Source organism: Lyngbya sp. CCY1209, from assembly GCF_055795065.1.
Map to the genome: position 1 here is coordinate 1 of NZ_JAYFER010000664.1, position 12,033 is coordinate 12,033.

Consider the following 12,033-nt stretch of genomic DNA (forward strand, 5'->3'; position numbering starts at 1 on the left):
GGCGCCGTGGCGGCGGTATCGTTAGTAGCCGTGGGGGCGGTATTTTCCACCGTCACTGTAATATTGGCTGCGTTGGAAATGGCTCCGTCGTTGTCGGACACGGTATAGCTGATGGGGGTTGCCGTCCCGGTGAAGCCGTCGGCGGGGGTGAAGGTGACGTTCCCGGCGTCGTCCACTTCGTAGGTTCCCTCCCCGTCTACGGTGACGCTGGTGTCTCGGGTGGCGGTACTCGGGTCTAAATCTACGCTGCTCAGGTCTAGAGTCCCGTCGCTGTCGCTATCGTTGTCGGTGATGTTGAAGGTAACGGGGGTTCCCGGCGCCGTGGCGGCGGTATCGTTAGTGGCTGTGGGTGGGTTGTTTTCCTCTAGCGTAACTGTAATAGAACCAGTGTCTGATAAGGCTCCTCCCGTTCCTTGGTCGTCATCTGCCGTGTTGCCGTCATTGATTGTGTAATCAATGGTTACTGAACCGGCGGTTGTACCCGTGTTGCTATAGGCAATATTTTGTAATGTCAGATTGACTAAATCACCCGTCGCAGCATCATTATTGAATGTTAAGAGTAATGTGCCACCACTATTGGTAGTCACTGTTCCAATTACCGTACCATCAACTGTCAGGGTTCCGCCTTCTGTTAAAGCTCCCAATACAGTGGTATTACCGCTGCTAAATACATCTTCACTATTGGCTCCCCCATTTCTTGCGAGTTCCAGGGTGGCACCATTGTAATTATTGCGATCGCCGAGTTCGGGATCTATAATTGTGGCATCATCATCCAGGACAACCGCATTGCCACCCAGACTCACAGTTGGCGTGTTGTTTAAGGCTTCAAACGACGGTGCATCATTGACGGGGATGACTTGGATTGTTGTTGTATGACGTTCGGTACTAGCAGGACCGAAGATCTCGTAAGAAAAGTTGCCATTTTCGTCTTCGAGGACGATTTCTATGATTCGGTCTGTATTGTCGGGTGCTTGGCTGGTGTTTTGAAATTGAATGGCTTTGAGTGCATTTTCAAAGTCGGTTACACTAGCAGTATTACCGGTAGTAGGTGTTAGAGTAACCGTTATTTCCCCACTGCCAACGTCTCCTGTAACAGCATAACTGATCGTTGCTGGTAAACTGTCAAAATTTGTAAATTCATCACCTTCAAAAGGATTGGTGAGGGTAATGGTGGCTTGTTTTAGGCGATCGCCATCCGCCGTGGTCGCATTATTGATGTAGTCTCTGATAATCAGACCATCATCAGCCGTTGTATCAACAATGTTGACAGCCGCTTCATCTTCCGTGAAAGTGGTCGAGTAATTTTGATTATCTGGCGTATCTGTGCCATCTAAATCTACCAGCGGTATGATAAATGGAGATTTCTGCGTCACGTCAGACATACCGTCATTATTAGAGGCATTATCACTCTCAGTTAGAAACTCTGCTACCGGATTGTCGCTAGTGTAATCACGGATATGAAATAGCTGTCCAGGGTTATTTGAACTTGCATATAATCCCCCAGATTCATCACTCCATAAAGCTCCATAAAGCCCAATATCGGTAGGTAGATCATCAATTTCACGGGAGGACATCTTCGTGTCGGTAAGATTGATTTCAATCAATCTGCTTGTACCAGTGCTTTTGCTAATTCCATAAAAGATTCTTTTGCATCTCTTTGAATATATACTAGGTCGAAAACGGTTGTTAAATCGATATCTGTGATATTGTTTACATCGGAATTTATATCGCCATTATCTGTTATGGATACTTTTGATTCAGTGATTGAATTTGTACCAATCTCAATTTTTAGAAGAGAATCCTCCTCACCACGATTGATCACCCAAAGGTTATTGCCGGTATCGAAGTCTCCGGAAAAAGGGAATTGAATATTAGGAGTATAAATCTCAGTATCATTGCTATTGGTTGTCGTAGTACCGTCTGTTTTTACATATGCTATAACGCCTTCTGAATCGATTCTAATTAATTGGTGAATATCAGGAGTGTTCTCTGTCGATTGATCTCCGGTTCTTACAACTCCATAAATATAGTTATCATTTGAGTTGTAACCACTGGCGTTATAGATCAAGCCATTACCAGAACCATCTAGATTCACATTACCGATATCTTCGTAATTACCAGTCAATGGATTTAAGACCTTGAGCTGACCATCAATAACTTGGAAAAAAGCGGGTTTTTCTTCAAAAGTAGCGAGAACATAATGCCACTGCTCTTGAATTCGATCGCACCCACGCCAAATCAACCTCAAAATCACCTTGTAAAACGTCAAATTCCCAGTTTCCGCCTAAATCGGAATGTCCAGTTTTCGTTGTCGATGCGGCAATATTTGCGCCGGTCAGGTGATATAATTTTTCGATAAATTCGCTGCCGGCATCTCCAGTCGCGACGTTACAGCCGTACAGAATTAAAGCGGAGAGATTCCAAGCTTTGATTTGGTCAGAATAATGGCTGATATTCTCTAAATTGAGGCTGTTGCAGCCCAAGTGCAAGCAACCGGGGGAACCGTGGGAGACGAGGTGCAGTTCGACGGGTTGTCGGTATTTTTTGAGGTGGGTTGAAATTTGATAAATACCGTCGGATTTGCGGTCGATCGCGACGGTTTCAAATGCCGCGATCGCCCCCGATTTTAAAACTTCTAAATCCGGAATACTTGTATCTAAAAATAGGAGCTTTATAGCCTTTTTTGATGTTTCTTTTTTAGCGGATAAAGCTGCGTTATTCATGATTTTTTACCCCGGTTTTATGGTAGATTTTGGAAGTTTAAAGGAGTCGCGATCGCCGTTCGATTGCGGCGGAATTGTAACCCCCGCATTGAGATCAAAACTCGGCTAATTTACCCCTCCGGTCGGGACGATTACGCGATCGGAGAAGGTCTTCATATCAAAAGGACAGAACCTTGTCTTGAAAAGATTATATATAATTTGTGATCACGTCGCCAATTTTTCTAGAAAATCTTTACAATGATCCCCAAAAATTTGTGAATTGCTGTCAGAATGGCGGGGACGTCGGTTGTCTCCGAAACGAGGCGATCGCCCGAGGCCCCGCCGAACTTACGGTAGGCTGGAAGAGGGGGACAATTTCTGCATCGCTTCCACCACTTTTTGGGAGATAAAGGGTAAGATGATTTGATTTTGACTCTGGGCTTTGCCTTCAGTAAAGACCACCAGCAAATAGGGTTGCAAGTCGGGAATTTCCACATAGGCGGCATCGTGGCGGACTTGGCTGGTCCACCCGGCTTTTGACCACAACTGGGCATCGGGTGGCAGTCCCTCCCCAAGGAACCGGGCGACTTGATTTTCCGGGTCTTCCCGCAAGGCCGCCGGGTCGAGTCGCCTCCGCAGCAGTTGCATCATAGCCTGAGAAGCCTGGGAAGAAGCGGCGACGCCGCCGACGATACTATGCAGCAGCCTCGCCGTGGCGTTGGTGGTGATCATGTTGCGGTTTTCCATCAGTTCGCCCAAAAAAGCCCGTTCCCGGCCGTAGGCCCCATCACACCAGGTTTTTTGGTTGACGTTAACGGATTCGAGTTCGGGCCAGTTGAGGGACTGAAAGTAGCGGTTGACGATATTCCGCTGGGACTTCCAGGTTTCAAAGGGTCCGGGCGACAATTCCGGCCCGCTGGTGGTTCCCGTCAGGACATCGACGACCAAACTGGTGGCGTCGTTACTCGAATCAACGATCATATCTTTAACGGCCCGTTCCAACTCCGGCGAGATCTGCAACATCCCTTTTTCCAGCCACTCGTAGAGGGCGACCAGATAAAATAACTTGACGACGCAGGCGGGATAAATGCGCTCGATGCCCCGATATTCAAACCCGCGAACGGGATATTTCCAAAACTCTTCCGGCGTCAGTGCCCCGCCGGTATTAACGGAGATGGGGGGGTCGTAAATGACCCAGGTCATGGCGATCTGATGGGCGCCGAGGGCTGGAAATTGAGTTCGGGTTGCCTCTATAATGCCTGTGCCCAAAGTTTGAAGCTGCGGATCGGGATGAAAAAATGCCATAACTGGGGAATCAAAAAATGTGTCTAGAAAGATGTTAAATGGGGGGAATGAGTTGAGATGGGACGAGTCTCACGATCGCCCGCCGCCTCTCCCCGCCCAAAGAATCGCCCCCACTGCTCGACCGTCAAAAGCCAAATCGCTGATGAACACTGACCCATTATCGGACATCGTTGAGTATCGGTGCAAAACCGATCTCGATCTTTACGATTCCCCGGACTGTACGACCCGGGCGACCCAGGCGATCGCGGGGCGGCACCTGCGGTCCGGGCGATCGCCCTCCCCCGGAAAAACCGCCGTCCGAGTGCAACTGTGCGAAGATGACTATCCGGCTTGGCTGTCTGCGGCGGACTGGGAGCATTTGGAAATCGCCCCCGCACCCTACGGACCCCAATTTCTCACCCGCCGCGACATACGGCCGCAACTCCCCAAAATTATACAGTTCACCCGCCAAGCCCAGGAAATCCCCAATACCTACCTCTGGGGGGGGACAACGGGACCCAATTATGACTGTTCTGGCTTGATCCAGACGGCTTTTGCCCGCCAGGGGATCTGGCTGCCCCGGGACGCCTACCAGCAGGAAGCCTTCGCAGAAGCGATCGCCCCCGTGTCCTGGGAACTGCAACCGGGGGATCTGATTTTTTTCGGTCCGCCAGAAAAAGCCACCCACGTCGGACTCTACCTCGGCGACGGACGCTATATCCACAGTTCCGGCCCGGAACACGGCCGGGACGGCATCGGCATCGATCGCCTCTGGCAGACCGATAATGAAGTCAGCCGACACTACGCCGGACAACTGCGGGGGGTGGGGCGAGTCGCGACGGGCTATCCCTTCGACCGGTTCGGGCGGTTCAGGCGACTGGAGGTCGAGTTTTGAAATCCTGTTTGCGTTGGGCGGTTTTTGGCGTCACCCTATTTTTTCTGGGGATAGCCCTGAAACGACACTGGCAGGAAGTCGCCGACATCCAAATCACCGGGGCGAGTTGGGCGGTTTTGGGAGTCGCTCTGGCCGTCACCCTGGCGGCACATATCTGGTCGGGGTGGGTGTGGCTGCTGATTTTGCGGGAGTTCAAACTTCCTGCAGACGCGAGAATTTCGCCGAGCTGGGGGCTGCGAGTGTACCTGAAAACGAATATTGCCAAGTACATCCCGGGGAACGTCTGGCACTTTTACGGCCGGGTGGTGGCGGTCAAGGATGCGGGGATTTCCCTGGGGGTGGCGACGTTGAGCGTGGTGCTCGAACCGCTGTTGATGGCCGCGGCGGCCTTGGCGATCGCGATCGTCAGCGTCCCGAGCCCCCATCGGGGATTGCAGGTTTTGTTGTTGGCGGCGGTGTTGGCGGGGGTCCACCCCCGAATTTTAAACCCCGTGGTGGGCTATCTGGGGCGGCTGAAGTTGAAGTCCCAAGATCCGTCCCCGTCGCCCGAGGTGCGGCTGCACCGCTACCCCCTGAAACCGTTTTTGGGGGAGTTGGGCTTTGTGAGCCTGCGGGGGGCGGGATTTTTGCTGACCCTGGTGGCGTTGGGATATTGGAATTGGGGGGAAGTCCCGTTTATCTTCGGGGCGTTCAGTTTTGCTTGGCTGCTGGGGTTGGTGGTTCCGGTGGCGCCGGGGGGGTTGGGGGTGTTCGAGGCGACGGCGTTGGCGTTGTTGGAAAGCCACATTTCGCCGGGAATTGTCCTGGGTGCGATCGCCTGTTACCGGGTCGTGAGCATCCTGGCAGAAACGGTTGGGGCGGGGTTGGCGAGTTGGGACGGACGCCGGCGGGGGGGGCGATCGTAAAATTGGCGATCGAAAAAAAACCGCCCCGAAAGGTTGGAATGGGGCGGGTTTCATGGATAAGCTTATGATCGATTATAAAGGCTAAATTCCGATCCTGAAAATTTCCTGAGATCGCCTGAGTCTTTTGGCTGTCTCCAGTTTGGGTTATAAATAACAAAGGGGAAATTTGGACTGTTTCGCTCCAGGACTTGCCGCTCCGGCATTCTCCAAATTAAGCGGGTTTCCCCCATCTCAACTGGAAGTTTTTTAAAATATCCCATAAATATAGAGGTAATCATGGCTCTGGCAATTAGCACCTGGCACGATCGGGACAATCGTCCCTTTCTGCCGTCCCCGGACTCGTCGCCCGTCAAATGGTCGGGGGCGGGACAACTCGAACTTCCCGGCGGCTATTTGCTGGTCAAGAATGATGCCGAATTTCTCTACATCGGCTTGGACATGGTGGGCGATCGCCACCAAACCCTCAATTCCGGCGATTATTTCTGGTTCAGCGTCGATGTAGACCGCAACGCCCAAATTACGCCCTACTGCGATGTCAATTACGGGTTTTATCCCGATCGCCCCAATCCCCTCGGCCGGCAATTTTACCTCGAACCCGCCCAATGGACCGGTCGCATCAACGAACGCAGTCCGTCCCGCCTCAACCTCCGGTTCGACCGTTCCCCCAACAGCAACGAACCGCACCGGATTTGGGAACTGAGTTTATCCTTGTCGGAACTCGGCGTCGCCCTCGACTCCGACGAACCGCCCCAAATTCGCTGCGGGTTGCGGGTGGCTTCCGAGAATCCCCCCGTCACCTGGGACGACCCGCCCAATTTTTACCGGGATTTCCGCCACCTCCACACCCTGATTTTGGCGCGGCACCCCAAAACCCACTATCCCTCCAATACCGCCGGGGCGGCGATCGCGGGTGTGGGCCTGATCCCGGCCACGGATATCAATGGAGACGGCTACGCCACCACCTCGCCGACGGCGACGGTTCCGGTGACGGATTCAGCCTTCGGGGGGCGGTTGCACCTGATCGGCAACCGGGACACCCTCGAAGATGTCTGGTGTCGGGGGGCGAGACGCTACCGGATGCTGCACCGTCCGGACCCGCTAAGTCCGTTCGCCCCCATTTTCCAGGGCTGGGTCAATTATTATTGGGAGGGGGAAAGACTGATTCCCGAATATGTCGGGCCCGACGGCGACGGTTACTATCCCCTCCCGGACCCGGACCGCAGCTATTCGATGAATGATTTGCTGTTGCGGTGGTCGTCGCTGGGATATCCCCCCGGACTGCACCAATTTCAAGTGAAATTTTACCGGCCCGACAGTGCGATCGTTTCGGCCCCCCCGCAAATTTTGACCCTCAGAATCGACAACAACCGGCCCCGGGTGGAAATTTCCCAGATCTGGCGCGAGGGCACCCCGGTCGCCTCGGACGGGACGGTTCAACTGACGGACAACCGCGATGGGTTGCAGTTGGAAATCACGGCCTGGAGTCGGGAGGGACACCTGGCTGATTATACGCTGTGGGCGGACTACGGGGAAATATCCCGGCGACGCATCGGCGGCGACGCCTACGAGAACCACCGCAACCCCACCCGCCAGTGGACGGGAATACACCACCAAATCCTCCCCTCGGAGGAAGACCAATGGTTTCCCCCCGGAACGGGCGCCTACCGGCTGCGTCTGGAGGCCCACTCCCGGATCACGAACGGATATTCGTTTGTGGGGGCCGCGAGTGTCACCCGCAACCTCACCCCCATCGCCCCGGTGCGGTTGCACTCCCTCAAACCGCAGTTTTCCCCGCAATTTCCCCTCGGGAGCGACGGGCTGGCGGACTCCGGGCGCGATCGCCCGCTGCGGGACGAGTCCGGTGCGCCCTCCCGCTTTTCCTGACCTTCTCAGGCCGAATTTTGGCGGTCGTCGCGGCCCTCGGCCGGTTCCGGAGGTCGGATGGTGGTGATTTCGAGCTCCCCTTCGATCCGGTGGAGGACGATGCGATCGCGGCCGAGGGCTTTGGCCCGGTACAGGGCGCGGTCGGCTTTGGCGACCAGGCTCTCGGGGGGGACGCCCCGGCAGAGTTGGATGCTCGCCACCCCCATGCTCAGAGTGACGTGGGGAGCGACGCCGGATGCTTCGTGGGGAATCTGACAGGCGGCGAGTTGCGATCGGATCTCGTTCGCCACCCGGGTCGCCCCCTCGATATCGGTATCCGGCAAAACCACCACGAACTCCTCGCCCCCGTAGCGAGCGATCAGGTCGGCGGGACGCTTCACCGCCGCCTTCATGGCCTGGGTCACGTCTTGCAGGCAGGCATCCCCCGCCGGGTGGCCGTAGGTGTCGTTGTACTGTTTGAAATAGTCGATGTCGCACAAAATTACGGACAGGGGTTTTTTTTCCCTCGCCATCCGACTCCACTCCTGCTTGAAGTAGATGTCGAAATAGCGGCGGTTGGCGACTCCCGTCAAGCCGTCGGTGCAGGCGAGTTGCTGCAGTTGCCGGTTGGCCGTCTGCAACTGCTGGTAGAGTTGCGACTGCTGGATGGCGACGGAGAGTTGGGTGGCGACCTGGTTGAGAAATTCGATTTGGGATTCTTCCCAGTCGTACCAAGTGTAGTCCATCACGATCGCGATCGCTCCCCACAATTTGCCGTCGAATTGCAGGGGGAGGAACGACCAGGCCCCCGGAAATTTCTTGGCTAACTTCTGGCTGGCGGGGGTGCGGCAGAGGCGGGATTCGTACAGGCTGAAGCCTTGAAAGTGTTTGAGTCGGGCGGCAATTTCGTTATTTTTGTCGGACATTTGCAGGTGGAGGGCCGGCGGTAAATCCAGATTTTTGCGGTACTCGGAAACGTTCGTCCATAATTGCTCTTGCGGCCGGTACTGCCAAATCCAGACGCGATCGACGTCCAGATAGCGGCCGATTTCCCAAGTGGCAGTGGAAAATAGGGTTTGCAAGTCGAGGGTCTGTCGGATGGCGCAGGTGATGCGGTTGACGGTTTTTTCCCGCAGCATTTGCTGTTGGGCTTGTTCGTAGAGTTGGCTCTGGCGGACGGCAATACCGACTTGATTGGCGAGTTGTTTGAGCAGGTTGATTTCGGAGGGGTGCCAGCGGCGTTCCTGGGAACACTGGTGGACGATGAGCAGCCCCCACAGGCCGTTGTGAAGGTTGTCGCCGGTTCCCGTGACCGCCCGTTCCGCGCTCGAGTTGGGGACGGGAATGGGGACGATCAGGAGCGATCGCACTTGGAAAAATTGCAGCAGTTCCGAGGTGGTGGAACTGAGTTGGCTTTCCTTCAAGTTCGCGATCGCGATCGCGTCTCCTTCTTGGTAATATTTCAGGTAGTCGGCGATAAAAATGGAGGGGTCGTTGATCACGAATCCGAGCATGGAGGGTACGGCGTCATCCTTCGATTCTACCCGGGCGAGTTGTTTGATTTCTTCTCGGAAGCCGTGGATCAATACCCGCTCCGCCTGCAAAAATTTGCGGACTTCCGCGACGGTGGTTTTCAGGATGTCTTGGAGGGTCAACGAGTTGCGAATTTGATTCTCGATTTCGGCGACTAATCGCTCTTGTTGAATTTGTTTGATAAATTTTTCTTCTTGGTCTTTGATATGGCTGACATCTCGAATGGTAATGAACAGGCTGTTGGGAAGGGGGACGACTTGGTGTCGGAAGCATTTGGGGGTGGGGCGATCGGGTAAGGGGAGAGAAAATTCGCTTTCCCGGGGGGTTTGGGTCTCGAAGGCTCGAATGTCAGCTTCCAAACTGACCTGAAAGGGCTGGTCGAGGAGATTTGAAAGGCGTTCTCCCGCCGCCCTGTCGGCTGTTTTTTCGATTAGGATTTCGGCATTTTTATTGAGATAAACGCAGGTGAAATCTCGGATCTTCCCTTGCGAGTCTCGCAGGGGGTCGAAAATAAATAGGGCATCCAAACTGCCTTCGGCGACGGCTCGAAAGCGGGTTTCGCTGTCGATGCGATCGCGGATTTCCCGGGTCAATCTTCCCTCGATTTCTCGAATCTGTCGCGACCGGCGTCTGGTGATTTCAATCAGGTAAATTAAATAACTGATTAAAATGGTAAAACCTCCCGTCGCGACCGCCACAGTTTCGTGGAAGTGGGGGCGCTCTTGTGCCAGCTTTGCCACCGCAGGGTGGAGGTTAATTTGCCGAACCTTACCGCCGAAATCGAACCCGGTTTTTTCGGGAAAGATTCCTGGGTGTGTGCGGTCGAAAATTCGCCGGATTTTCGCCCCATTGTTTTCCGAAAAAATCGAATCACTCCCGCCTACACTGGGGAAGGTATCGCCGTCGGGATTAAATTGTAAATCAAAGGGCGATTGCGCCCCATATGTTATCGATAATTTCGGCATATTTTGCCCGAATTGGGCTGCGGATGTGCCGGGAGATGGAGATTCAAAAGGGTCGGAAAATTTCCAAAATCTGAGCGGTATTGTTTTGAGGAAAGCGGACTCAATTTGAGTCGATTCGAGGTGGAGGCTCCGGGGAATTTGAGCCGTTTCACGAGCCGGCGACTTGGGACAGGACAACAAGGAAACTGCGAACAGAATGCTTCCCAAACAGAGGCCGGCGAGACCGGGAAGACGGGGATGTTGCCGGCGAACCGAACTGTTTGGGGCGGGATCGGCCCGTCGGCTCGGATGTGAGGCGCGACACAGATCGGCGACCGCCGGCCATCGAACAGACCGTTGATGCCTTGCATGGCGATTAATGTTCATATTGCATCTCCCCTTCAAAAATTTGGCGACTCGATCGCCATCCCCGGCTTCACGACGGCGATCGATTGTTGCCCGAACCTCCTGATACCTTCAAGATACATCGGGTATTTGAAGAAAATTTGAAGATGCACTCAGTTTGACCGCCAAAAGTGGCGGGGGGAAACTCAAGCTTCCAGGGGTTGTTCGTCCCAACCGAGGAAGGTTTGAATCTCACAAACGATTGACCGGGGATGGAACGGTTTGGGGATCGCGCCGGCGACTTTCAATTGTTGTTGTCGGCGGGCACTCAAAAGCTGGATTTTGGCGCTGATCAGGATGACGGGGATGTTGCGGGTCTCTTCCCGATCGCGCAGGTGTCGCAACACGGTCAATCCGTCCATGGACGGCATCATCAAATCCAGCAGGATGGCATCCGGCCGCACTTCGGAAGCCAGATCGATCCCCTCAAACCCCGAGTCGGCGCAATACACCTGCCAACCCGCCAAACTCGTCAGACAGCACCGGAGCACTTCCAGGATGTCGGGTTCGTCGTCGATGATTAAAATCCGTTTAGATGGCATACTTTTTCCTCCCGTTCGGCAGGACGGTGGCGGATTGGGTCGCGATCGCACCAGCCATCATTCTGGACCGATTCCTATCAACTCTGTCTATCAAAGTTAAACCGCAATTTTGAAGATTATTTGAAGTTCGAGACCGATCCCGAGCTTGACATCCTCCCCGACCCTGATGGCACGGGGATTCCGACCAGTCGAACAGCCGAAGCCGAACGCACCCTGGGCGGGTTGACGCTGCTTCGGTACCGCCATCTGAGGAGAGTCTAATGAAAAATGACCGATTTCCGATTCCCTAATACCGCGCGCGGTATTAGGGAGTCGATATTAGGGAGCCCTTGAGAACTCAAAGCCCCTTTGAATCGAGGTTTTGAAGTTTTCGAGGTTCCCCCGAGCTAGTTAACACACGAGCACGAGACTTGCGATATCAATGATCAATGATCAATGATCATTGATCAATTATTTCCACCCCAGGAGGGCGGCAATTTCGTCCGGCAGGGTCGCGGGGTTGAAGGGTTTGTAGATGCTGCCCGCGACTTCCATTTCGGAGAATTGCGCCCGGTCGCCGGCCGGCGATCGCGCGGTGAGTAAAATGACAGGAATCCCGGCCGTCCGGGGATCGCCCCGCAAATTTTTCAAGATCTCGTCGCCGTCCATGGACGGCAGCGACAGGTCTAACAAGATCCCGTCGGGCCGTTCCGCCGCGGCCAGGCGCAACCCCTCGGCGCCGGATTCGGCGCTCAAAACCGTCCATCCGGCCAAATCCTGCAAACATCCTCGGACCACTGCGAGAATCGGTTCTTCGTCGTCGATGACTAAAATGCACCTGGCGTTCATAATCGGCGATCGGGTAGATTGAGGAGACGAACAAATTTTTGCAGTTGAAAGGCCGAGTAACCAATCCCCGCGAAGACAGCGACGGGGCTTTCTAGCCCTAACCTGTTACTCTGTCTCGCAGAGAGCAAGACA

10 protein-coding genes are annotated in these 12,033 nt (G+C 54.3%); 3 read left to right on the forward strand and 7 right to left on the reverse strand.

Going from position 1 to position 12,033, the window contains the following annotated elements:
• From AC0QHF_RS27410 to AC0QHF_RS27425, 4 genes are all read right to left on the reverse strand, one after another.
• A partial coding sequence (locus tag AC0QHF_RS27410; RefSeq protein WP_324707457.1) for an Ig-like domain-containing protein occupies window positions 1–1,604 on the reverse strand: 1,604 nt, incomplete at its 3' end.
• Complete coding sequence (locus tag AC0QHF_RS27415; protein WP_324707458.1) at window positions 1,601–2,242, reverse strand: DUF6923 family protein; 642 nt, start codon at window positions 2,240–2,242, stop codon at window positions 1,601–1,603. The genes AC0QHF_RS27415 and AC0QHF_RS27410, both read right to left, overlap by 4 nt.
• Entirely contained in the window at window positions 2,181–2,723 is a 543-nt protein-coding gene (locus AC0QHF_RS27420) for a DUF4347 domain-containing protein (RefSeq protein ID WP_324707459.1), read from the reverse strand. The genes AC0QHF_RS27415 and AC0QHF_RS27420 overlap by 62 nt, the downstream gene beginning before the upstream one ends.
• Before the next feature lie 327 nt (window positions 2,724–3,050).
• Window positions 3,051–4,007: a serine hydrolase gene (locus AC0QHF_RS27425; protein WP_324707460.1), complete on the reverse strand. Its 957-nt coding sequence runs from the start codon at window positions 4,005–4,007 to the stop codon at window positions 3,051–3,053.
• Between the two features lie 142 nt (window positions 4,008–4,149).
• On the opposite strand from AC0QHF_RS27425, the gene AC0QHF_RS27430 reads away from it, so the two are divergent.
• From AC0QHF_RS27430 to AC0QHF_RS27440, 3 genes are all read left to right on the forward strand, one after another.
• On the forward strand, window positions 4,150–4,881 hold the full coding sequence (locus AC0QHF_RS27430; RefSeq protein ID WP_324707461.1) for a C40 family peptidase: 732 nt from the start codon (window positions 4,150–4,152) through the stop codon (window positions 4,879–4,881).
• The gene (locus AC0QHF_RS27435) at window positions 4,878–5,786 is read left to right on the forward strand and encodes a UPF0104 family protein (protein WP_324707462.1); all 909 of its coding nucleotides are present in this window, start codon (window positions 4,878–4,880) and stop codon (window positions 5,784–5,786) included. Before AC0QHF_RS27430 ends, AC0QHF_RS27435 begins: the two co-directional genes overlap by 4 nt.
• Before the next feature lie 276 nt (window positions 5,787–6,062).
• Window positions 6,063–7,670: a hypothetical protein gene (locus AC0QHF_RS27440; protein ID WP_324707463.1), complete on the forward strand. Its 1,608-nt coding sequence runs from the start codon at window positions 6,063–6,065 to the stop codon at window positions 7,668–7,670.
• A gap of 5 nt (window positions 7,671–7,675) precedes the next feature.
• Here AC0QHF_RS27440 and AC0QHF_RS27445 read toward each other — a convergent pair whose 3' ends face one another.
• From AC0QHF_RS27445 to AC0QHF_RS27455, 3 genes are all read right to left on the reverse strand, one after another.
• A complete protein-coding gene (locus AC0QHF_RS27445; protein ID WP_324707464.1) occupies window positions 7,676–9,922 on the reverse strand; it encodes a sensor domain-containing diguanylate cyclase in 2,247 nt (748 codons plus the stop codon).
• 755 nt (window positions 9,923–10,677) lie between these two features.
• Window positions 10,678–11,073 carry a response regulator gene (locus tag AC0QHF_RS27450; protein ID WP_324707465.1) on the reverse strand — a complete coding sequence of 132 codons (396 nt, stop codon included), beginning with the start codon at window positions 11,071–11,073 and terminating at the stop codon, window positions 10,678–10,680.
• A 450-nt stretch (window positions 11,074–11,523) separates the two neighbouring features.
• Window positions 11,524–11,901, reverse strand: coding sequence for a response regulator (locus AC0QHF_RS27455; protein ID WP_324707466.1), 378 nt, complete (start codon window positions 11,899–11,901; stop codon window positions 11,524–11,526).
• Between the last annotated feature and the right edge of the window lie 132 nt (window positions 11,902–12,033).

Coding starts and splice junctions, on each gene's coding strand:
- AC0QHF_RS27420 (WP_324707459.1), bottom strand. CDS start 2,723: ATGAATAACGCAGCTTTATCCGCTAAAAAAGAAACATCAAAAAAGGCT.
- AC0QHF_RS27425 (WP_324707460.1), bottom strand. CDS start 4,007: ATGGCATTTTTTCATCCCGATCCGCAGCTTCAAACTTTGGGCACAGGC.
- AC0QHF_RS27430 (WP_324707461.1), top strand. CDS start 4,150: ATGAACACTGACCCATTATCGGACATCGTTGAGTATCGGTGCAAAACC.
- AC0QHF_RS27440 (WP_324707463.1), top strand. CDS start 6,063: ATGGCTCTGGCAATTAGCACCTGGCACGATCGGGACAATCGTCCCTTT.
- AC0QHF_RS27450 (WP_324707465.1), bottom strand. CDS start 11,073: ATGCCATCTAAACGGATTTTAATCATCGACGACGAACCCGACATCCTG.
- AC0QHF_RS27455 (WP_324707466.1), bottom strand. CDS start 11,901: ATGAACGCCAGGTGCATTTTAGTCATCGACGACGAAGAACCGATTCTC.